Genomic DNA, 21,983 nt, shown 5'->3' with positions numbered 1-21,983 from the left:
GTGCCCACGCTCGTATCTGTCCGGCAATTACTCAGCAATTGCCTTTTCCATCCATTGGTCATCGATCATTTGTTGATGCAGGTCACTTGCCCACTGGTCCATACATTTGCAAATGAAATCTTTGCGGCATACTGGACAAGGCGTTTTCTGCAGACGGCTGATATTGGTCATCTTCCATTCCGGAGAACGGGAGTAGAATACACGGCATTTTGTACCGTCTACCAAATTCATTTTGAATTCGTACAATCCGTCTTCCTTGTTACCATAAGCTAATTCTAAATCTGCAATACGCGGTCTATAAGACATGGATATCACCTGTTTAATTCAAATTTGGTTCATGCAATGACACTACTCAGTACTAAGTTATATTAAAGAAAATTCAGTTCAATGTCAACTCGCGCATGTCTACCCGCCAAACAGAATATCCAGAATCGTCCCTACCTGCCCTTGTTTTTTACCTTTCAAAACATCCGGATCAAATACTTCAACATAGCCGCAGGAAGCACAAGCAACAAACAGGTAGTGGTTATGTTGTATATCGAACATCTTGCTCAGGCCTGCTCCTGACATGGAAACTTCCTTAATGTTACAATCCGTGCCCCTGCATTTTGTACATACAAATCGACGCTCAATCATCTCTTCAATACTCATCTTCGTTCCCCCTTTATGGAATGTGTAGCATGAAGTGGGAGTGCAATTATGTAAAAAGTACGCGATCTGGCATCTGATCTCCTGCATCCTGTCCTTATATTATAATCAACACAAAACCCTGCCGATTGCCAGCAGGGCTTTGTAGTCGAACATCAGGTATCTGGGATACCCTGCTCTATATGTTCCCCTTTACTTGCCGGGAGTCAAATCTTAGACTACGTTTAAAACAACATCAATGTTGCCACGTGTCGCTTTGGAATATGGACAGAAATCGTGTGCCTTGCGGGCCAGATCTTCTGCTTGACTGTGATCCACACCAGGCATACTCACGTCCAAGCGAACAGATAATTGGAAACCGTCATCCGCAGGGTCTTTACCAATGGATACGTTACTTGTAACCACCACATTCTCCAACTTCACACCTGCTTTACGTGCTACATTGGCAAGGGCACTTTCATAACATGCTCCATATCCAGCGGCGAAGAGCTGTTCAGGGTTGGTACCTTCACCACCGGGACCTCCGAGCTCTTTGGGCATTTTCAGATCATGTTTGAGCACGCCATCCGAAGAAGCCACAGAACCTGTACGTCCACCTTTAACTGTCGCTACTGCTGTATATAAAGCTTCCATTAAGAATCTCTCCCTTATCCATATAGTTTTAAATGCCTTCAATTGAATTTAAACTTCTGGCTCAATTTGAAACGCATTTTATATCTTTATCAGCTTTTACATCTTTATTATTTTCATGCATCTTATCTCCATGTCTGTATTTTTTCTGAGGTTGGGTAATATACAAAAGGGCATTTTCAAATTAGAACATAAATTTTGTGTTAATACATAAAAGTTGCACTAGACAAAAATTATTGAAGGAGTACAATGTAACAATAAACATAAAAATTTAGATATATCTTGAGCGGTTCGTCCCGCATCACTATTCCAAAGAGTCAGGTGATAAACGTATGAGTAAAGAAAATCCATTCAACGCTCCTTCAAGAGAATCATTGTCTACTGCAGGCATGGCCCCTTCACTCGGAGAAGCACATAGTTCCATGAAAATACCGCAGAATGCGTCATGGTGGAAGAAATTCCTCGCTTTTGTAGGGCCAGGGTACCTCGTTGCCGTAGGTTACATGGACCCCGGCAACTGGGCAACTGATATCGCAGGCGGATCGCAGTTCGGGTATACCTTGTTATCCGTCATCCTGCTCTCGAATCTGATGGCCGTTGTGCTTCAATCGTTGGCCGGAAAGCTTGGAATTGTCACTGGACGGGATCTGGCCCAAGCCTGCCGCGAACGCTTCAGCATGCCTGTTGTCGTCATGTTATGGATTCTGTGTGAACTGGCCATTGCAGCTACCGATCTGGCTGAGGTCATAGGTTCTGCCATCGCGTTAAAGCTGTTATTTAACATCCCCATGTTGTACGGCGTTATCATCACCGCAGTTGATGTACTCCTGATTCTTGTACTGCAAAACAAAGGCTTCCGCGCATTGGAAACACTCGTCATTGTGCTGATGGCCACCATTGCCCTCTGCTTCGGAATTGACCTGTTCCTGGCAAAACCGGATATGGGCGGTGTTCTCCATGGTTTTGTACCCAATGTCGAGATTCTGCAAAACCCTGCTATGCTCTATATTGCCATTGGTATTATAGGAGCAACCGTGATGCCGCATAATCTGTATCTGCATTCTTCCATTGTGCAGACGCGTCAGATCGAACAGACACCACAGGGTAAAAAAGAAGCTATTCGTTACTCGACCATGGACTCTACAATCGCGCTGACACTCGCCTTGTTCATCAATGCGGCCATCCTGATTGTATCAGCTGCTGTATTCCATAGTGCCGGCATGACGCAGGTTGCCGAGATCTCAGATGCCTACCACTTGCTGACACCCCTATTAGGGACTACAATCGCAAGTATCCTGTTCGGTGTAGCGCTGTTAGCATCAGGCCAGAATTCTACCCTTACAGGTACACTCGCTGGGCAGATTGTTATGGAAGGTTTCCTCAACATTCGGATTCCCTCTTGGCTGCGGAGACTGGTCACACGTCTGATCGCCATCATCCCGGCAGTAATTGTCACAGCAATTGCAGGAGAACACGGCACAGAAGAACTGCTCATTTTGAGTCAGGTTGTGCTGTCGCTTCAATTACCTTTTGCGGTAATCCCTCTGGTGATGTTCACGAGTGATAAAAAAAGCATGGGTGCATTCGCCAACAAATTGTGGCTCAAAATCATCTCATGGCTCATTACAGCAATTATCGTTGTGCTGAATGTATATCTGCTCATTCAAACGATCCGGTTATTCTGATCTCGTTCTGATCGACTAAATACTAAAAAGGCTGATCAACTCCGGTATTCAATACCAAGTTGATCAGCCTTTATTGTTGCAGTACAGCAACGCGTTTCTTTTTGCAGTAAAACTCTAGCTCTAACAAACAATCATCTAATCCTGATTGGGTATCAGTAAAGGCAGAAGTTGATCCAATGAATCCACAGTCCAATCCGCGCGTTCGTCATCCGATCGGTCTGGCTGGAATCTTCCGTAACCCTGCATAATTCGAATCGTACGCATGCCCAGCTTCCGGGCAGGAATGATATCGTTATCAATCCGATCCCCGACCATGACGGCTTCCTCCGGCGCACAACCTGCCTGTTTCAAGGCTACAGCGTATAACTCTGGATCTGGCTTGGACACCCCTTCTTCAGCCGAGCAGGCCAGAACATCAACATACTTCCGCAGTCCGTAACTCTCCAGTCTTTCTTCCGTTCCAGGACTCTGATTGGCAATAATGCCAATGCGATAATACCGCGACAACTGCTGAAGAACGGAATCCGCTGAAGGAAAAGGACGTTCAAGATCTTTTTGAAACTTCAGCTTGTCCTGAATCTGTTTCTGATGTCCCTCGTCTTCAATGAATGTGCGAATCGCCACCCTCATAGGCCATTGCTCATATTTCTGGTAACAGTTCGCGAACAGTTCACGTACTGCCTCAATCTTCACCGGATACCCCAAAGCACTGGCTTCGCGGACGAACTGTCCGATAATATCATCAACCGGCTCCCATTCGTCCACCAGCGTATCTCCAACGTCAAAAAACAACCACTTTAATCCACCCACATCCGGCACGCCAATTCCTCCTTGTAAGCCACAGGCAATCTAAGAGTTCGTGTTCACCTTTAAAACCATAAAAAAAAAGACTCACCATCTTGCATGAGTCTCCTCAAATTTCCGTTTATCGATACTTTCAATTATAACAGGCACCTTACACCTGAGCAATCAGAAGCTATGGCATTAACCATTGAGGAGAAAGCCGACCTCTCCGTTAAGCGAATATACAATCCGGTCTGCACCCATTCCCCGATAGATTCCCTTCGGATGGCTTTGCTCCGTAATGACGCACAGGGATTTCGATGTCCATGATCTACAGATCTGTAAATAACGACAGGTCAGGTTCAGGCTGTTCTCGAAAATAAACACGTTGCCCACACTGCCCTGCGGCAAAAACCATTTTTGAGCTGCAGCCGTATTCATGCGAATGACATGCTCTACTCCGATTCTACGGAGTCTGCGCTCTTCCCCTGCACTGTTGGTTAGAACGGCAAACGGCATTTTTTTGTACATCAGCAATTTGATAAATTTGCGTCCTGCTTCATTAGGAGCAGTCACTAAGATCATCTCAGTATCCATCATTCGTTCCTCCCTTGGCGTGAAAAGACAACAAAAAAGAAGCGTGGGGGACCAAGGCCTCCCGAACGCTTCTTAAAGAATCCATGGCGAAAACGCCATGAACCAGCGTACGGCTTGTTGCCTCTCCCTTTAACGCTTACGAGGTTAGCTGACGGATTCGGGCGCGAGAGTCGCCCTATTTCCGGCTGTCACCGGAAAATTCACCCCATGAATGCCTACTGTCCAAGACAGCGCATTCCGTTGGTTCCCCCGTTTCCCACTCATGAATGAATGGAAACTCAGCGATTAAAACATCGTTCGTATATCTTAAGTTAAGATCGAGCGATATTATCGTTTGTTTCGTTTTTCAAGTACAATTTAGTTTAAATTGAAATTACGTTATGAATCATACACCCGTGCCATGGCGGTGTAAAGTCCGGACAGATCACCGAATCGGCAGATTTTCGCCATTATTCATATATAATAACGCTTACAATATGGTTATACTCTATCCACCTCTTCAAGGCTATCTAATTCTCACTCTGGCGAAAATCACTTCGCAATTCATTCACGCAATCTGCACAACTTGCCTGTTTTGATTCATTTAACACCATATAAGTTTTGCATTAATTAATTGCAACCAATATAATAAGAGATATCAGATGATATCATGGAGGCGATTGAGATGACAGTCTACGATTACAAAGTGAATACCCTTCGCGGTCAAGAAGTTGAAATGTCCGACTACCGTGATAAAGTGTTACTGATTGTGAATACGGCAAGCTCATGCGGACTTACTCCTCAATTCAAAGGTCTGCAAGAACTGCAAGACAAGTTCCAGGATGCGCCATTTGAAGTCCTTGGTTTTCCAAGCAACCAGTTTGCACAGGAAAAAGGATCTTCCGACGATATCGCCGAGTTCTGTCAGATGAATTATGGCGTAAGCTTCCCGATGTTTGAGAAAATTGATGTGAACGGCTCAAGCGCTCACCCTCTCTTCCAGCACCTTAGCAAAGAAGCACCCGGCCTGCTCGGCTCCAAAACAATCAAATGGAATTTTACCAAGTTCCTCGTGGATCAGAACGGACAGGTAGTTAAACGTTATGCTCCCAAAACAACACCTGACAAAATTGAAGAAGATATCAAGAACTTGCTGCAAAAATAATACATCGGCCACCATAGCTGGAAGGGAAGGTACAATCGTCCCCCGGTAATGGATGGCCTTTTTTTCTCAAACCTTGATGTCAGACTGTTCAAAAAAGTAAAAAAAGAAGCTTTCCATTAATGGAAAGCTTCTTCTTAATCGTTCATATGATGCGGTCGAGAGGACTCGAACCTCCACGGGCATACGCCCACTACCCCCTCAAGATAGCGTGTCTGCCATTCCACCACGACCGCATGTCGTAAATAATCGGCAACAGAATTGATTATACCGGGTTCAGAACTAAAAGTAAAGTGTTTTTTAAACCTTCTTTTTGGGTAGGCATTTTCCTCAAAAAACGCATATTCTCGTCATGTTTATCCATGAACTGCATATCATTAGATTCGATCCCCTCTTTTTTCGGCTAGAGCCGATTTTGTTGATTCATTATATATAGTCCTCCCTGCGACTAATAACTTACATTATGAGTAATATAAAATAACACATATAATTGAATTTAGATTTAATACATTAAATTCCATCAATTCTATTGACAAAATGCGGACATTTATGGGATGATAACTATCATATAATTCGGATTTTCAAATATAAAGCAAACAAAAAGGAATATAAATGTCATTTAACATGACATTTAACGAACACAGGAGGCGAATGATTGTGAACCGTGGGAATAAGCTGCTCGATTATGTCAAACTGCTTGATTCCTCTATTCAGGTTGGAGGGTTTACCCATTCCTTCGGCATGGATATCCATATCAGGGAGGGTACCATTCGTAATGCTGAAGATCTCGAATCATTCATGCGTTGTCAGTTGCATCCCAGCATTGTTCGTCTTGAAGGCATGGCCATCAAAGGCATCTATACCGCAGCAGATCACAAAGATACATGGCGGATAGCTCTGATCGACAAGCTGGTCCATGTTCAGCGAACTCCTGGAGATCTCAGAGAACAAGCTGCCGCCATGGGAAAACGATTGATCAGACTGGCACGCGCTCTGCACCCCTGGATTGATTTCAGCCAGCTCGAACAGATCTTCGCCAAATACGATTCGGTTGGCTGCCTCTCCACTGTTCACGCCTGGATTAACCACCACCTCGACATCCCGGTCGAGGAGGCGGTCCTTGGTTACCTGCATTCAGCCATGAATGCCTGCATAACCGAAGCCTCCAAAGTCATTCCCCTGAACAACGATACAACCAAAGATCTGATCGTCCGCCTGGCCACGGATCTTGAGAATGAATGGAATACCGTCAGCGCCTCCGCTGCGGATGGACTGGCACAGCCAACCTCGATGTCCATGAAATCATTTTTCCCCAGTTTCCATATGCTTGGAGCTGGACTTCATGCCTACAGGGCCTAGTTCTCTTCCTCATCAAACCTCCCCTCATTCAGACAAACTAAAAAACACGCGGCAACTTCCTTGCCGTCGTGTTTTTTGTCATTTTATTTGTTTATTTAACGTATTTACGCCATTAAACATCACAAAATACACTTTTTTCCGTCTTTTTTAATTGTTAGATGACGCATTTACGTATATAATGAAATATACAGCTCGCATTTCTATATATTCTACATGAAGAAAGGGCGACTGAATACTACATTCTAACCAGGGGTGAACCCTTTTGAACAAGAACAAGAAAAAACCAGTTACTCCGTTCGGATGGGCCATCAAACGACGGCTAACCGAACTACAAGTGGACCAGAAGACCTTTTGTGAACAGCACGGCATTCCACCCTACCGTCTATCCAATCTCATTCACGGCACACGCAAAGCAACCCGATTCAGGCACATGGTCGCTGATATTTTGGATATTCCAGATGAACTGAGATAAGATTTCTGTCAAAGGAGGGTCCCATCCATGAGACATGTTACATCCGATCTGGAAAGGCTGTCGTTCCAGTCCATACGTCACCAGCTCATCATCGTTGATCACAATTGGATCATCCACAGTTGTAACCGTGCCTGGCAACAGGGACTCGGCCAACCATCACCTAACCCGGATGCGAATATTAATCATAAACACTACCTGCATCTGACGGAAGCCTGGGCAATACGAAGCAAGAACGTAAACACGGCACTTGTCGCACAGAATTTGAAAGAACGCGGAATACCCTTTAATCGAAATCATACATATGACATCTGCGTGTATACTGTATACAACGAAGAGAGGTGGTTTCGCGTGGATCTCACCCCTCTATCTCATACGAATTCAATTCTGGATACCGATCTCGCTTTGATTGCACACATGGATATTACCGAACAAAGGAAGACAGAACATCAATTAAAGAAGGCATTGTCTGAAGTGCGCACATTGCGTGGACTGTTGCCTATTTGCGCCGTCTGCAAACAAATCAAGGACGAAGAGGAACACTGGACCTCCGTTGAGAGTTATCTGGAGAAGCACACCCACGCCGAATTCACCCATGACATCTGCCCGGAATGCATCCGGCGGTTATATCCCAAATACTCGAATATCCTGGACAAGCGTTCCTGAACCTCTCTACTCAACACGCTAAATACAACTACACGGACAGATGATGTTCAAACTGTGACATATCCAGTTCTTGCGGTGTCCCGTGCAGGGTGATGGTTCCTTTGTCCATGATATAGATATAATCTGCGGCACTCTTTACAAAATCAATACTCTGCTCCACCAGTAGAACAGAGAGGTCTCCCTTTGCCTTGAGCTGCAAAATAACCTGCCGAATGTCCTCCACGATAGAAGGCTGGATGCCTTCTGTCGGCTCATCAAGTAGTAACAACCCCGGACGTGAAGCCAACGCCCGGGCAAATGCCAATTGTTGCTGCTGTCCACCACTCAGATCCCCGCCCTGCCGTCCATACATCGTAGCAAGCACTGGAAACATCGCCAGCACATCCTCTGGGAACGTTTTTAATCCCGGCGCACTTGTCTCCAGGCCAAGCAACAGATTTTCTTTCACCGTAAGCTGCGGGAAAATCTCCCGCCCCTGCGGTACATAACCGATTCCTGCCCTTGCGCGCTTAGCTGTGTCCAAGGTGGATAACTCCTGATGTTGCCACTGGATACTGCCCTTGCGTGTTTTGAGCAGCCCCATTAATGTTTTCATCAACGTGGTTTTACCTACACCGTTACGGCCCATCAGACACACCACCTGTCCAGGCTGTACGTCCAGATTCACACCACGAAGCACATTGCTCTCCCCGTAGCCGGATTCAATTCGTTGCAGCGACAGCATGGTCATCCCTCCTTTTGCCCAGATACACTTCTGCTACTTTCGGGTCTGCCTGTACCTCCGCCATCGTACCTTCCTTCAGCAATTTCCCTTCATGCATTACCGTTACCTTGGCTGCGAACTCTCGCACAAACTCCATATCATGCTCCACCACCACAACCGAGCGTTCACGCGCAATCTCTTGCAGGAGTCGCCCTGTCTTGTGTGTTTCTTCATCCGTCATGCCCGCGGCTGGTTCGTCCAGTAACAACACACGTGGCTCCTGCAGAAGCAACATGCCGATCTCCAGCCACTGCTTCTCCCCATGCGATAACGCCCCTGCACGAGTCTCAACGCGGTCTTGCAGACCAATCTGGAGGGTAACACGCTCCATGGCAGCACTCATTTTCCCATATCGACGAATACCGATGGCTTGCAAAGGGGAACGGCGAGTCTCCGCTGCCAGCGTCAGATTCTCCTGAACCGTCAGACCCGCGAAGATTGATGGCGCCTGGAATTTGCGTCCTACACCTTTGCGAACAATCTGGTGTTCCCTCAGTCTCGTCAAGTCCGCGCCATCCGCCATCTTCACCGAGCCGGACAACGGTTTGGTTTTGCCACAGATCACATCCAGCATCGTCGTTTTCCCTGCACCATTCGGTCCAATCAGAAAATGCAGATCATGCTCAAGCAGCTTCAGATTCATGCCTTTGACAGCAACGAACCCGCCAAAGGCCACCGTAATATCCTCAGCTACCAGGACCGCCGAATCCTTAGTAGACTTCAGGTTTTTCTCGAGTGACTTGGACATGCGCTCTCTCTCCTCTCCGCTTCAGCAAGCGAACGACATGACGATACACACCTACAATACCGTTTGGCATGAACAAAACTACCGTTACAAATAACCCACCAATGACAAACAGCCAGCCTTCGGGGTAAGCCTCGCTTATACCTGTTTTGGCTGCATTCAGCACCACCGCTCCGATGACCGCTCCAATAAGCGTACCGCGACCACCCAACGCAACCCACAGGACCATCTCAATGGAAGGCACAATCCCCATCATGGATGGCGAGATAATACCGACCTGAAGAACAAACAACATGCCCGCAATACCTGCAAGCGCACCTGAAAAAGCAAAAGCCAGCGTTTTATATCCTGCCGGATCATATCCGAGGAATCGCACCCGATTCTCTCCATCACGCGCAGCTTCGAGCACTTGGCCGAACCGACTGTTCACCATTCGACGACAGAGCACATACGCGATCACCAGAATAGCAAGCGTTATATAGTAGAGAACTATTGTTGTTCCAGCGGAATGAAGTGTAAAACCAAAGATTGAATTATACCCGGTAATGCCATTCGTTCCACCCGTCCATTCCTGTTTACCAACAAAGAGTGTTACCGTAATAAGAACCAAAGCTTGAGTCAGGATCGTAAAATAAACACCGGTGATCCGGTTACGGAACGTAAACCACCCCAGGGCAAAGGCAAGCAATGCCGGAAGGGCTATCCCCAATAACAGCGCCACCGGGAAAGAGCGAAATGGTTCCCAGAACCATGGCAGACCACTGAGACCACTCCATCCCATGAAGTCAGGAAGCGTTGCTCCACTGGCCTGAAGCTTCAGATACATCGCCATCGCGTATCCACCTAGCCCAAAGAACACACCATGCCCAAGACTCAACACACCACCATAACCCCAGATCAAATCGAGACCAATGGCCAGGATCGCCAGCGCCAAAAACTTGGCTAATAGACTCAGACGAAACTCCGTGGAGATCAGTGGAGCAAGACACATCATGATGAGTACAACTGCCCAGATGATCCTCATTTTCAGACTGCCAGTCTTGAGTAATGCCGACATGAACTAACCCCCTTCTTCACGTTAATCGAGACTCCGTGTACGCATTGCGACCAAGCCACGTGGTTTCCATTGCAGAAAAGCAACGATACACACAAATACCAGCACCTTGCCAATGGAGGCAGAGGTATACGTTTCGAACAGCGTGTTGAACATACCAATCCCCAGTGCACCACACACAGTTCCGACCAATTTCCCTACGCCACCCAGAACAACGACCATGAATGCATCCACAATATAATACGTGCCAAGTGATGGGCCAATTGGACCAATGAGCGTTAATGCACAGCCAGCAATTCCGGCGATGCCCGAACCAATGGCAAAGGTCATGCCATCTACCCGCCGAGTCGAAATTCCAAGGCACCCTGCCATACTCCGATTCTGCATCACAGCCCTCATTCGTCTTCCGGATGATGTTCGATAGATATACAGATACATACACAGCAGCACAACCGCAACCAATGCGATAATGAAAATTCGCTTGTACGGAAATACAATGCCATCCGAGATCGCCAATCCTCCATTGAGCCAAGCCGGACTGGATACCCCCACATTCGGCGCTCCGAATATCGTACGGGCCAGTTGTTGCAGCATCATCCCTACGCCCCATGTCGCAAGCAGACTGTCAAGCGGCCTGCCATATAGATGCCTGATCAGCACAACTTCGAGCAACCAGCCAATTAGAGCGGCGACGATGAACGCAATCGGCAAAGCTACAACAAAGTAGGCACCAAACCACGCTGCTGGAGCATAGGACATGAACAGATTCTGTGTTACATATGTGGCGTACGCACCGATCATGATCAGTTCACCGTGAGCCATATTGATGACATTCATCAACCCAAACGTTACCGCCAGACCGAGTGCTATCAACAACAGAATTGAACTGATACTCAGACCATTGAACATCTGCAGGATAAACATATCCATCGCTATCCCCTCCTCCATACGTTAGTCTCGCTATGTACATGACTCCATCTACCCCAGTCACATACACACATATAGTTATCGCATCAACGCTTTACCGCAATACGGTTAGAGGATGTGTTGTCACACCCTCGTTTCTGTTTGGGTTGCTTTGAAGCGAGTTACCTGTGTTTATTACGAGGTTTCTATGTTATTTGGCGCTAAGGGAAGCTCCCCATTCATACGTTTTCAGATAAGGGTCCGGCTTGACAGGCGCGCCAGAATTCCATAATTCCTTGAACTGCCCATCTTCCTGCACCTCACCGATCCGTACAGTTTTGTAGATATGCTGATTCTCTCCATCCACGGTTACCTTACCTTCCGGGGCATCAAACTCCAGACCCTTCGCAGCTGCCTTAACCTTCTCCACGTCGGTTGATCCCGCTTTTTCCACCGCCGCCTTCCACAGATATACCGCAACGTATCCCGCTTCAATCGGATCTGCTGTCACCCGATCAGCACCGTATTTTTCTTTATACTTGGCAACAAATGTTGCATTTTCAGGCGTATCCGTTGTCTGATAATAGTTCCACGAAGCGAGATGTCCCTTCAACACGTCCGCGCCAATACCACGGATTTCTTCCTCCGCCACACTTACCGAGAGGGTTGTCATCTGATCCGAAGAGATTCCGGCATCCTTCAATTGTTTGAAGAAGGCCACATTGCTATCTCCGTTCAGTGTATTGTATACAATATCCGGCTTCGCAGCCTTGATTTTGCTAATGATGGTACTGTAATCGGTATGTCCCAGCGGTGTATACTCCTCACCCACCACTTCTCCGCCCTCTGCTGCGAGTTGTGCCTTAATGACCTGATTGGCCGTTTTCGGGAAAACATAATCTGAACCGAGCAGATAAAACGTCTTGCCCCTGTTCTCCAGTAACCAGGTTACGGATGGAACGATTTGCTGATTGGTTGTTGCTCCTGTATAAAAAATATTTGGCGACGATTCCAATCCTTCATATTGTACCGGGTAAAACAACAGACCTTTGTTCTGTTCGAACACCGGGAGCATAGCCTTCCGACTTGCAGAGGTCCATCCACCAAATACTGCAGCGACCTTATCCTGTTGCAGCAGCTTTCCAGCCTTCTCCGCAAAAGTAGGCCAATCCGAAGCGCCATCCTCAATTACTGGCTCGATCTGCTTACCCAAAACTCCGCCCGCGGCGTTAATCTCTTCAATAGCAAGCATCTCGGCATCTTTAACAGATACCTCACTGATTGCCATCGTTCCGCTGAGGGAGTGAAGAATGCCAACTTTAATCGTATCACCGGATGCAGCCGGTTCTCCTGTACCACCCGAACCTGAAGCTTCAGGCGGCGCAGTACCCTCCACACATCCTGTCATTACAATGACCGCACCGAGCAAAATACTCCATAACTTGACCGACCTCTTCTTCAATAGCCTACACTCCCTTTTTTTAGTCTATTGCCGAACATTAAGGTCATTTACACCCGAAATGTTCGTTGATCCAAATTATGGAGCGTTACACTCTTCATGTCAATATAGCTTACATAATTTTATTTCATGCCTACTCGTTTCATGCATGCTGCTAATAAGCTTTGAAGCTTATTGACAAAGGATTCACCCTGTGTGAGTATATTTAACATATAACATGATTCATGAACATATCAGACATTATAAGCGAAAGGTCGGATTGCCTTGCACTGGACTGAACAGGAAAAGGAAAAACTCCTGATTACCGTGGCCGCTAACCTCGCCCGTGAACGAAGAGCACGCGGACTCAAATTAAATGTTCCCGAAGCCATCGCTTTATTGACCTCCGAACTCATGGAACGGGCACGGGATGGAATGAGTGTTGCCGATTTAATGAGACACGGAGGCACCATCCTGACACGCGAAGACTGTATGGATGGCGTTCCTGATATGATCCCTGAAGTACAGGTAGAAGCCACATTTCCTGACGGTACCAAACTCGTTACCGTACATGAACCTATACGCTGAGAAAGGCAGGAGAAGTTATGATTCCTGGTGAATATCGCTTGAAGCCAGATGACGATATCATCTGTCATCCGGATCGTCCAACCATACGCCTGATTGTCCTGAACCGCGGCGACCGTCCCGTCCAGGTCGGCTCTCACGTTCACTTCTATGAAGTTAATGCCGCGCTGGACTTCGATCGCACTTCAGCTTTTGGACATCGTCTGCATATTCCGGCAGGCACCGCCGTCCGTTTCGAACCTGGTGAGGAGAAACCCGTCGAACTCACGACCTTTGGCGGCAAACGCCAGATTCACGGATTCAATGGATTAACGGAAGGCTCAGCGGATCAACAACCCGATCCACAGAAACTGGAGGCATTCCTGAAGACGTTCTCCCCTCCCATACAGGATGGAGGTGGGCCTTCATGAAACGAATGAGTCGCGAGCAATATGCTTCGATGTTCGGACCTACAACTGGTGATGCCGTAAGACTAGCAGATACCGAACTATGGGCAGAGATCGAACATGACTATGCTGTATACGGAGATGAGAGCAAGTTCGGGGGTGGCAAAGTCATCCGCGACGGGATGGGCCAGTCCACCTCTGCCCTGCGCAGTGACGGTACTCCTGATACCGTTATTACCAACGCCATCATCATTGATCATTGGGGCATTGTAAAAGCAGACATCGGCATTCGGGATGGTCACATCTGTGCCATTGGCAAATCCGGTAACCCGGATACAATGGATGGGGTTCACCCCGCGCTGGTCATCGGCGCTTCCACCGAAATCATTGCTGGTGAAGGCATGATTGTAACAGCTGGCGGCATTGATACCCATATTCATTTCATCTGTCCACAGCAGATTCAGACCGCATTATCCTCCGGTGTAACGACCATGATTGGCGGCGGAACAGGACCAGCAACAGGAACCAAAGCCACCACCTGCACACCAGGGGCCTGGCACATTCACCGGATGCTGGAGTCAGCAGAAGCTTTTCCCATGAACATCGGTTACCTCGGCAAAGGCAACAGCTCCAGCACCGCACCTCTAATCGAACAGATTGAAGCGGGTGTAATCGGTCTGAAGCTGCATGAGGATTGGGGAACTACCCCGAGCGCTATCGATGCCTGCCTGACTGCCGCCGGTGAACATGATGTTCAAGTCGCTATCCATACCGATACACTGAACGAAACCGGATTTCTCGAAAACACACTGGCCGCGATCAATGGCCGGACGATCCACACGTACCATACGGAAGGCGCTGGTGGCGGACATGCACCGGATATTATTCGGGCCGCTGGGGAGTCCTACGTTATCCCCTCATCCACCAACCCAACACGACCGTACACACGCAACACTGTAGAAGAACATCTGGATATGTTGATGGTGTGCCATCACCTGGACCCTTCCATTCCGGAAGATGTGGCATTTGCCGATTCGCGAATTCGTCCCGAAACGATTGCAGCCGAAGACATTTTGCATGATCTTGGGGTGTTCAGCATCATCAGTTCGGATTCACAAGCCATGGGCCGAGTGGGCGAAGTCATTATACGCACTTGGCAGACAGCCGACAAAATGAAAAAACAGCGCGGCAAACTTGAACTCAACCCAGATTCACCTTCCGATAACGATCGGATCAAGAGATATGTCGCCAAATACACCATCAATCCAGCGATCGCTCATGGAATCGGACACCTCGTCGGTTCGGTGGAAGTCGGCAAGCTGGCAGATCTAACCATATGGAAACCAGCCTACTTCGGTGTAAAACCCGAGATTGTCATCAAAGGCGGCATGATTACATTCGCCCAAATGGGTGATCCCAATGCATCCATCCCGACACCTCAGCCGGTTTTTGGCAGACCGATGTTCGGAGCCTATGGAAGCGCCATTGCCAACGGATCGATCACCTTTGTCTCCCAAGCCGCAGCAGATGCGGGAATCAAAGAGACATTAGGGCTGAAAAAGAGGGTTGAACCTGTTAAAGGCTGCCGCTCGGTAAGCAAAAAAGACATGATTCATAACGACGTCACCCCTGTCATTGAAGTCGATCCCGAAACCTATGAGGTACGCGCCGACGGCGAGCTGCTCACCTGTGAACCCGCAGACGAGTTGCCTATGGCACAGCGCTACTTTATGTTTTGATCAGAATACGGATTAGCTGAGAAGGGGGCACTCATGATGAATAGCGGCACGAAGCTACTCCGTTACGTTCAGCTGTTGGATTCAGCCCTGCCCATCGGCGGGTTCTCCCATTCCTTCGGTCTGGAGGCTTATACGCATGATGGCACGGTGCAAAATACCACACAGCTCGAACAGTTTATTCGCAGTCAGCTTCATTCCAGTCTTGTGCGACTAGATGGCCTTGCCATCAAAGGAGTCTATCAGGCAATACATCAGCAAGATGCCGCTCTACTTGCCCTGTATGACAAACGTGTCCACGCCCAGCGCTCCCCTCGGGAACTCAGGGAGAGCGGTCACAAAATGGGAAAGCGACTACTTAAACTCGCCCGTTCACTCTATCCATGGATGGACTTCACCCTGATGGATGAGGCCATACGGGAATACGGCGCGTATTGTGGCATCACGACCATACACGGTTATATCAACTATCAATTGGAGATTGGATTGGATGAGGCTGTCACCGGGCACCTGTATACCTCAGTTAACGCTTATGTAAACAGCGCACTTCGCCTTCTGCCCATCGGTCAAACCGAGGCGCAAATGCTGATTCAGAAACTGCTTCATGACATTGAAGCGGAATGGACTCTCATCCGGGAGAATGACCCGGAGGACATGCACAGCTTTGGAATCGCCCAGGAAATCTACGCCATGCGGCATGAGATCTTACCCGCGCGGCTGTTTATGTCTTAACTACAAATTTTATCTAACTTAGGAGGAATTGTTATGTGTGGAGGAGCTAATCATACGCATCATCCAGAGTGGGAACGTAAAGCATTTGATCGGAGTCGTCCGATGCGAATTGGGATTGGCGGACCGGTAGGTTCAGGCAAAACAGCCCTTGTCGAGAAGCTGTCCAAGGCACTGCGTACACGTTATAGCCTTGCTGTCATCACGAATGACATTTATACCAAGGAAGATGCCGAGATCTTGCTGCGTCAGAATGCATTGGCACCAGAACGTATTATCGGTGTAGAGACAGGCGGATGCCCGCACACGGCTATTCGTGAGGATGCTTCCATGAATTTCGAAGCGGTTGACGAGTTGATTGAACGTTTCCCGGACCTGCAACTGATCTTTATCGAAAGCGGTGGCGACAATCTCTCCGCTGCATTCAGTCCGGAACTCGCTGATGTGTTCATCTACATTATCGACGTTGCCCAAGGAGAGAAACTTCCTCGCAAAGGCGGTCCTGGCATTACGCGTTCAGATCTGCTGTTAATCAACAAAACCGACCTCGCCCCTTACGTTGGAGCAAGCCTGGAAGTGATGAAAAATGATACCGAGCGGGTACGCGAAGGCCGTCCTTATGTCATGTCTAATCTAATGAGCGGTGAAGGTGTATCCGAGATTGTCCACTGGCTTGAACATCAGTATATGGATGACGATGCTTCCGCTGCACATCTGCATTCACACAGCCATGAACATGGCACTCACTCACATTAATTCATCTTCTGTTCCCACCGGGACAGAGATGAATCGGAACGAAAGTACAGGTGAGCCCATCACGCGCCGCAGCGAGCTTCGGGCCACCTTTGCCTTTCAAGGCGAGCGGACGGTTATGACCGATCGTTATTACAGCGCCCCTCTTCGGTTTAGCCGATCCTTTCGACCTCCCGGAGGCGGAACCGAATTATGTGTGTACACGTCAGACGTCTCTCCCGGAGTCCTTAACGGGGATCATTATCATTCCGAGTGGGAATTAGGTGAAGGCACGCATGTCATGCTGAGCAGTACATCAGCAACCAGGCTTCATCCTACACCTTCCCTTCCCTCATCCGTTAATCATCACTTTCGGTTGGGAAAAGGAGCCACGCTGGAATACTTCCCGGAATGCGTCATTCCCTTCAAGGGAAGTTCTTCTTCACTCGCTGTAACCTTTGAGCTGGAAGAACAGGCCATTCTTGCCTATGCAGATATCTGGTCTGCCGGACGGATTCATCGGGGAGAAGCGTTCCAGTTCGAACGCTACCGCAGCTTGACGGAGATATGGCAAGGTAAGCAACTGGCTGTCTGGGATCGCTTCGGACTCGTACCGGAAACCGATGACCCCAAACACTCAGCGTCCCTCCTTCACTACACTCATACCGCTGCATTGTGGATAATCGCCCCGGGGCTTGGCACTGCGGAGTTGGAACAAGTCAGATCCGCGCTGCCACCCGATGGACGAATGCTCGCAGGTGCGAGCTTGCTGGCAACTGGGGGTATCGGTGTTCGACTTCTTGGCGTGGCCGCTTGGGAGCTTCAGGAACAGTGCCTTCAGATCTGGAACACACTTCGTCCCCAGCTGCTGGGCAAAGAAACTCTTGTCTTTCGCAAATAAGGACATGAAGCATAGTTAACACCAAAAACCTCTGAACTTTCCCGAGTGATTCGGATTAGTCCAGAGGTTTTTGTTCATTCGGTCTATGGATGCTGCTCATATCACTTACGCTTCATTTTCCTCAGAATTGTTCTCTGATTTGTTCTCAGGCTTATAACGATATTCGCCTGCATCCTTGCTTTCCTTGGATTTGCGGTAACGGGTGAATTCAATATATTCGCTGATAAAAGACTGTTCCACAGTCGATAATTCACTTTCCTGGCAATTCAATTGCCGCAAAACGTCAAAAAAATAATCCTCCCGTTTTTCCCGAACCATCGCTTCCTTCGATGGACGCCCAATCATGAGCCAGTCGAGGCTCACATCAAAAAACGAAGCAATCTCAATTAATTTATTCGTACTCGGAATAGACTTGCCACGTTTCCAGTCACCCAGATTGCCTGTGCTAATCTTCAGCTGTTGGCAGAAAGCCTTCTTGGTCATTCCTCGTTCGGCAATCAGGTGTTCAATTCGCTCATAGATCGACTGCATACAAGAACCGCCTTCCAACCGTAATAATCAACTCATCTGCTTGAATTATACCACATTATTCCTGAATGCTCAGCCTTTATATACCTGGAACAGGATAAGGTATATCGTATAACACAAAGATAGACTCCCACGAATGATCATGGAAGTCTATCCTATAACGTTGTTGCTGTGATGCGGTCGAGAGGACTCGAACCTCCACGGGTATACACCCACTACCCCCTCAAGATAGCGTGTCTGCCATTCCACCACGACCGCATATTCAATTGTAAAAATGGTGAGCCATGAAGGGCTCGAACCTTCGACACCCTGATTAAAAGTCAGGTGCTCTACCAACTGAGCTAATGGCTCTTGCTGTAAACTTCACCGGATGTGCCATGCTTCATTCTTCTATATAAGAGCAATGACTTTGAGGATTTCTCATCGAAAATATAAATCTCATGAGGTGGTGAAGATATGACCCGTAGGGGATTCGAACCCCTGTTACCTCCGTGAAAGGGAGGTGTCTTAACCCCTTGACCAACGGGCCTTAATAACAAGTTGTCTTTCTTGGCGACAAGAATGAGTATACCACAGGACAATTTGAACTTGCAATACTTTTTTTAAATTTATTTTTCAAGCCTTTTTTGGTCTGTGGCACACTGCTCTTCAGGCCCCATTATTAGCCACCTCCACGTTCATGCCAATGTCACCCCCGTGCAGGAAGAATGTAAATTATTCATTAAAACACTTACAAAAACTTACGTTCACTTATAATATTGCAAATGGCATTAAGAATACTTATAATTAAAGTATCAGTATAAGTACGGTCATCCATACACTCGGAGGTGACATGTTTGTTTCAAGAAGAACGAATGCAGCTCATTGTTGAACATCTACGCAAACACAATCGCATCTCAGCCGATGATATTGTCGCCTTGTTTGATGTATCACGGGATACTGCACGCAGGGATCTGATCAAGCTTGAGGAACAGGATGCCATTATTCGAACCCGTGGCGGTGCGATTCTCCCCCCTCCTCCGCAAGAATTCAGATCCTACAAAGACCGTTTACTCGATGTATCTGAGGAAAAAAGAGCCATCGGCAAACTCGCTGCCGCTATTGTAAGACAAGGCGAGATCATTATTCTGGATTCTTCCACGACCGTGCAGGCCTGTGCCGAGAATTTGAACGGCAAATCCTGTACCGTCATTACCAATTCGATTCATTCCGCTGATCTTCTCTCCAATCACACGGCTGTCCAGATTCGTTTGCTCGGTGGCAAAGTCGATAAGGAACAACGTTATGTCTACGGTACCTCTGTTATTGAGACCCTCTCCCACTATTATGTAGATAAAGCCTTTATCGGAATTGGCGGTATCACCATGGATGGCTTCAGTGCTTCCGAAGAGGAAGGGAAAATTAAACACCAAATGATGAAAGCTGCCAAGAAAGTTGTTGTTCTTGCCGATCAATCCAAGTTTGATAGACGTTATGGTTATCGTTTTGCCGACTGGTCATTGGTGGATGTATTGATTACGGATCAATGGCCAACCAAAGAATGGCTTGTTTTTCTAGCCGAACAACAGGTCGAGATTCTCATTCCTGAACCTACAGATGATAAGGAGTTGTAAATATATGAAATTATTTGCCACAGATTTAGATGGAACTTTGTTGAACAGAGATAGCCAGATTAGCCCGGAGAATGCCACAGCCATCCAAAAGGCCCAGCAATCCGGTATGAAAGTTACCATTGCTACAGGACGCGTCTATTCCGATGTTGTGACCATCAGCCGCGAAGGCGGAATCAAAACCCCAATTATCGGCTCTAACGGAGCGACGATTCATGATGCCGACGGTGAACGTCTATTCCATCTTCCACTTGAGCGTGACACAGCGGCTTCCGTCATGCAGTGGCTGGAAGATCATGATGTCTATTATGAAGCTTCAACGCAACAAGGCATCTACGCCCCGCTTAGCAGTCATGAGACCTTGCTCGCCGAGATGGAACGTGTTCTTGGTTCGAACCCTGGTGAGGACATTGCACGCATGATTCGGGGCATTAAGAAACACTATGAAAAAAAAGACTACCACCGTGTAAACAGCCACCTCGAAATTCCGGCAGAAGCCTATATCTATAATATTATGGCCTTCTCCATGAATCCGGATAAAGTAAAAACAGGACGAGAATACTTCGCTTCCCGATCCGATGTCGCTATGGTTGTATCCTTTGAGCACAACTTCGAAATGCAGCACCCTGACGTATCCAAAGGTAACGCCCTCACCAAACTGGCGGCTCACCTGAATATCTCCATGGAAGATACAGCAGCGATCGGTGATAACTTCAACGATGTCTCCATGTTAAAAATGGTAGGACTCGGCATCGCCATGGGTAATGGCGAACCCGAAATTCAGGCACTGGCCAAAGCCATAACGCTGACTAATGTCGAGCACGGTGTCGCCCATGCCATTGAGTGCCTGCTTGAAGGCAAACCGGTGTCCCGTCCAGAAACGATTGTTGGAGAAGGGCAGTAATCGAACACATACTCACTTAAACACTAAACCTGCATGGTCGCCTATTGAGCCATGCAGGTTTTCTTCATTTTAATTCAGCAGAGCGAACATGAGGCACGTCCTGTAACAAAATAATCAGTTGCTCGCCCCGATATGAACCTGGTAGTTGCAACGTGAACTCAAGCATAGTCTCTTCCACGGAGTCTGTGCTTGTTTGCTGTTCTGTCTTAAATCCGACAACCGAGATCTTCTCCTGTCCCAGCAGTGCCATAACAGTCTTCAGGGCCTCTCCCTCATTTTGCAGATGGATGGTTAACGTCTCTGTTCGAGCGGATACCAGCCAACGTGTGGGTCTATGCAGTAACATCTGTGCCACGACAATAAGCAGTGTCACGCCTGCACCTGTCCAATACAGGCCTGAACCCACAGCAAGTCCCATGCCTGCTGTAGCCCATATGCCAGCCGCTGTGGTCAATCCCCTGACCGTGTGTCGCTGTGTGAAGATCATGCCTGCTCCAATGAACCCCACACCACTAACGACCTGTGCCGCAATCCTTGATGGATCAAGCGACAGATTGGCCCAGCCAGCCTGATCCTGGAATCCATACTTCGACACAATCATCATCAGGGCCGCGCCGACAGCGACCACAAAATGAGTACGGATTCCCGCCTCTTTCATTCGATTCTTGCGCTCATATCCGATTAACACACCACATATTCCAGCTATGAGTACACGCATCAAATATTCCAATTCCATGCACATCACCTCTTTCATTATGTATATGCTTACATGAGTCTATCTTTACTATTACCCAATCTTTCCCTGACTACTTAAGTTGAACTAAAGATTATTTACACTGGCACTTCGATGACAGAACAACCTTCCAATTGCTGTTATCCCCAGATTTTTTCCATCCCCTTTCCTAAAGAGGAAAATCAGGGGATAGCGTATGCTTCCGATGTAGCTTTCTTCCAGAAAGCTTATAGGCGAGTGTATGCTTTCGAAGTA

25 protein-coding genes, 4 tRNA genes and 1 riboswitch are annotated in these 21,983 nt (G+C 47.8%); of the genes, 13 read left to right on the top strand and 16 right to left on the bottom strand.

What is annotated here, in order from left to right:
• Positions 1 to 27 precede the first annotated feature (27 nt).
• The 3 genes from NKT06_RS07175 to NKT06_RS07165 all read right to left on the bottom strand — a co-directional run bounded on the left by NKT06_RS07175 (position 28) and on the right by NKT06_RS07165 (position 1,281).
• Positions 28 to 306, bottom strand: a complete 279-nt coding sequence (locus NKT06_RS07175) for a hypothetical protein (protein ID WP_253431871.1) — start codon at positions 304 to 306, stop codon at positions 28 to 30.
• Between the two features lie 99 nt (positions 307 to 405).
• Entirely contained in the window at positions 406 to 651 is a 246-nt protein-coding gene (locus NKT06_RS07170) for a zinc ribbon domain-containing protein (RefSeq protein ID WP_036610816.1), read from the bottom strand.
• Between the two features lie 210 nt (positions 652 to 861).
• A complete protein-coding gene (locus NKT06_RS07165; RefSeq protein WP_253431868.1) occupies positions 862 to 1,281 on the bottom strand; it encodes an organic hydroperoxide resistance protein in 420 nt (139 codons plus the stop codon).
• Between the two features lie 386 nt (positions 1,282 to 1,667).
• Between NKT06_RS07165 and NKT06_RS07160 the strand changes: the two genes are divergently transcribed.
• Positions 1,668 to 2,963, top strand: a complete 1,296-nt coding sequence (locus NKT06_RS07160) for an Nramp family divalent metal transporter (RefSeq protein ID WP_253442426.1) — start codon at positions 1,668 to 1,670, stop codon at positions 2,961 to 2,963.
• Positions 2,964 to 3,098: 135 nt separating this feature from the next.
• On the opposite strand, the gene NKT06_RS07155 is transcribed toward NKT06_RS07160, so the two are convergent.
• Together NKT06_RS07155 and NKT06_RS07150 are read right to left on the bottom strand one after the other, a co-directional pair.
• Complete coding sequence (locus NKT06_RS07155; protein WP_253431864.1) at positions 3,099 to 3,782, bottom strand: HAD family hydrolase; 684 nt, start codon at positions 3,780 to 3,782, stop codon at positions 3,099 to 3,101.
• Positions 3,783 to 3,947: 165 nt separating this feature from the next.
• Entirely contained in the window at positions 3,948 to 4,346 is a 399-nt protein-coding gene (locus NKT06_RS07150; protein ID WP_235193755.1) for an HAD family hydrolase, read from the bottom strand.
• Between the two features lie 115 nt (positions 4,347 to 4,461).
• Positions 4,462 to 4,637, bottom strand: a riboswitch (cyclic di-AMP (ydaO/yuaA leader).
• Between the two features lie 370 nt (positions 4,638 to 5,007).
• Between NKT06_RS07150 and NKT06_RS07145 the strand changes: the two genes are divergently transcribed.
• A complete protein-coding gene (locus tag NKT06_RS07145) occupies positions 5,008 to 5,487 on the top strand; it encodes a glutathione peroxidase (protein ID WP_253431860.1) in 480 nt (159 codons plus the stop codon).
• A 150-nt stretch (positions 5,488 to 5,637) separates the two neighbouring features.
• On the opposite strand, the gene NKT06_RS07140 is transcribed toward NKT06_RS07145, so the two are convergent.
• Positions 5,638 to 5,720 (bottom strand) — tRNA-Leu (locus NKT06_RS07140).
• 421 nt (positions 5,721 to 6,141) lie between these two features.
• Here NKT06_RS07140 and NKT06_RS07135 point away from each other — a divergent pair.
• The 3 genes from NKT06_RS07135 (at position 6,142) to NKT06_RS07125 (ending at position 7,978) form a co-directional block, all read left to right on the top strand.
• Positions 6,142 to 6,843 (top strand): urease accessory protein UreF, encoded by a 702-nt coding sequence (locus NKT06_RS07135; protein WP_253431856.1) that lies wholly within the window; start codon positions 6,142 to 6,144, stop codon positions 6,841 to 6,843.
• 262 nt (positions 6,844 to 7,105) lie between these two features.
• Positions 7,106 to 7,315, top strand: coding sequence for an XRE family transcriptional regulator (locus tag NKT06_RS07130; protein ID WP_253431853.1), 210 nt, complete (start codon positions 7,106 to 7,108; stop codon positions 7,313 to 7,315).
• A 27-nt stretch (positions 7,316 to 7,342) separates the two neighbouring features.
• Positions 7,343 to 7,978 (top strand): nitrogen regulation protein NR(II), encoded by a 636-nt coding sequence (locus NKT06_RS07125; RefSeq protein ID WP_253431850.1) that lies wholly within the window; start codon positions 7,343 to 7,345, stop codon positions 7,976 to 7,978.
• Positions 7,979 to 8,006: 28 nt separating this feature from the next.
• Here the strand turns inward: NKT06_RS07125 and urtE are convergent, their stop codons facing one another.
• The 5 genes from urtE to urtA form a co-directional block, all read right to left on the bottom strand.
• Positions 8,007 to 8,702 carry an urea ABC transporter ATP-binding subunit UrtE gene (gene urtE, locus NKT06_RS07120; RefSeq protein WP_253431846.1) on the bottom strand — a complete coding sequence of 232 codons (696 nt, stop codon included), beginning with the start codon at positions 8,700 to 8,702 and terminating at the stop codon, positions 8,007 to 8,009.
• Positions 8,680 to 9,489: an urea ABC transporter ATP-binding protein UrtD gene (urtD, locus tag NKT06_RS07115; RefSeq protein WP_253431843.1), complete on the bottom strand. Its 810-nt coding sequence runs from the start codon at positions 9,487 to 9,489 to the stop codon at positions 8,680 to 8,682. Before urtD ends, urtE begins: the two co-directional genes overlap by 23 nt.
• Positions 9,452 to 10,543 carry an urea ABC transporter permease subunit UrtC gene (gene urtC, locus NKT06_RS07110; RefSeq protein ID WP_253431840.1) on the bottom strand — a complete coding sequence of 364 codons (1,092 nt, stop codon included), beginning with the start codon at positions 10,541 to 10,543 and terminating at the stop codon, positions 9,452 to 9,454. The genes urtD and urtC overlap by 38 nt, the downstream gene beginning before the upstream one ends.
• Before the next feature lie 21 nt (positions 10,544 to 10,564).
• Entirely contained in the window at positions 10,565 to 11,470 is a 906-nt protein-coding gene (gene urtB, locus NKT06_RS07105; RefSeq protein WP_036610830.1) for an urea ABC transporter permease subunit UrtB, read from the bottom strand.
• Between the two features lie 187 nt (positions 11,471 to 11,657).
• A complete protein-coding gene (gene urtA / locus NKT06_RS07100; protein WP_253431838.1) occupies positions 11,658 to 12,908 on the bottom strand; it encodes an urea ABC transporter substrate-binding protein in 1,251 nt (416 codons plus the stop codon).
• A gap of 261 nt (positions 12,909 to 13,169) precedes the next feature.
• Between urtA and NKT06_RS07095 the strand changes: the two genes are divergently transcribed.
• From NKT06_RS07095 to NKT06_RS07070, 6 genes are read left to right on the top strand one after another with little or no spacing between them, the layout of a single operon-like run.
• On the top strand, positions 13,170 to 13,472 hold the full coding sequence (locus NKT06_RS07095) for an urease subunit gamma (protein ID WP_253431836.1): 303 nt from the start codon (positions 13,170 to 13,172) through the stop codon (positions 13,470 to 13,472).
• A 17-nt stretch (positions 13,473 to 13,489) separates the two neighbouring features.
• Complete coding sequence (locus NKT06_RS07090; RefSeq protein ID WP_253431833.1) at positions 13,490 to 13,879, top strand: urease subunit beta; 390 nt, start codon at positions 13,490 to 13,492, stop codon at positions 13,877 to 13,879.
• Complete coding sequence (gene ureC / locus NKT06_RS07085; RefSeq protein WP_253431831.1) at positions 13,876 to 15,594, top strand: urease subunit alpha; 1,719 nt, start codon at positions 13,876 to 13,878, stop codon at positions 15,592 to 15,594. The genes NKT06_RS07090 and ureC overlap by 4 nt, the downstream gene beginning before the upstream one ends.
• A gap of 33 nt (positions 15,595 to 15,627) precedes the next feature.
• Entirely contained in the window at positions 15,628 to 16,323 is a 696-nt protein-coding gene (locus NKT06_RS07080) for an urease accessory protein UreF (RefSeq protein WP_253431829.1), read from the top strand.
• A 33-nt stretch (positions 16,324 to 16,356) separates the two neighbouring features.
• Positions 16,357 to 17,076 carry an urease accessory protein UreG gene (ureG, locus tag NKT06_RS07075; protein WP_017690021.1) on the top strand — a complete coding sequence of 240 codons (720 nt, stop codon included), beginning with the start codon at positions 16,357 to 16,359 and terminating at the stop codon, positions 17,074 to 17,076.
• Positions 16,982 to 17,953, top strand: coding sequence for an urease accessory protein UreD (locus NKT06_RS07070; protein ID WP_253431827.1), 972 nt, complete (start codon positions 16,982 to 16,984; stop codon positions 17,951 to 17,953). The genes ureG and NKT06_RS07070 overlap by 95 nt, the downstream gene beginning before the upstream one ends.
• Before the next feature lie 105 nt (positions 17,954 to 18,058).
• On the opposite strand, the gene NKT06_RS07065 is transcribed toward NKT06_RS07070, so the two are convergent.
• The 4 genes from NKT06_RS07065 to NKT06_RS07050 form a co-directional block, all read right to left on the bottom strand.
• Entirely contained in the window at positions 18,059 to 18,484 is a 426-nt protein-coding gene (locus tag NKT06_RS07065) for a helix-turn-helix domain-containing protein (protein WP_253431825.1), read from the bottom strand.
• Positions 18,485 to 18,656: 172 nt separating this feature from the next.
• Positions 18,657 to 18,739, bottom strand: a tRNA-Leu gene (locus NKT06_RS07060).
• Between the two features lie 17 nt (positions 18,740 to 18,756).
• Positions 18,757 to 18,832 (bottom strand) — tRNA-Lys (locus NKT06_RS07055).
• A 106-nt stretch (positions 18,833 to 18,938) separates the two neighbouring features.
• Positions 18,939 to 19,010: transfer RNA gene (locus NKT06_RS07050), tRNA-Glu, on the bottom strand.
• A 307-nt stretch (positions 19,011 to 19,317) separates the two neighbouring features.
• On the opposite strand from NKT06_RS07050, the gene NKT06_RS07045 reads away from it, so the two are divergent.
• Positions 19,318 to 20,094, top strand: coding sequence for a DeoR/GlpR family DNA-binding transcription regulator (locus tag NKT06_RS07045; RefSeq protein WP_017690024.1), 777 nt, complete (start codon positions 19,318 to 19,320; stop codon positions 20,092 to 20,094).
• 4 nt (positions 20,095 to 20,098) lie between these two features.
• Positions 20,099 to 20,995, top strand: coding sequence for a Cof-type HAD-IIB family hydrolase (locus NKT06_RS07040; RefSeq protein WP_253431823.1), 897 nt, complete (start codon positions 20,099 to 20,101; stop codon positions 20,993 to 20,995).
• A gap of 64 nt (positions 20,996 to 21,059) precedes the next feature.
• On the opposite strand, the gene NKT06_RS07035 is transcribed toward NKT06_RS07040, so the two are convergent.
• Complete coding sequence (locus NKT06_RS07035) at positions 21,060 to 21,731, bottom strand: MgtC/SapB family protein (RefSeq protein ID WP_253431820.1); 672 nt, start codon at positions 21,729 to 21,731, stop codon at positions 21,060 to 21,062.
• Between the last annotated feature and the right edge of the window lie 252 nt (positions 21,732 to 21,983).

The sequence above is a fragment of the Paenibacillus sp. 1781tsa1 genome, assembly GCF_024159265.1.
Lineage (GTDB): Bacteria > Bacillota > Bacilli > Paenibacillales > Paenibacillaceae > Paenibacillus.
The sequence above is the reverse complement of the archived record's forward strand: the minus strand, read 5'-3'. Positions and strand labels throughout refer to the sequence as shown.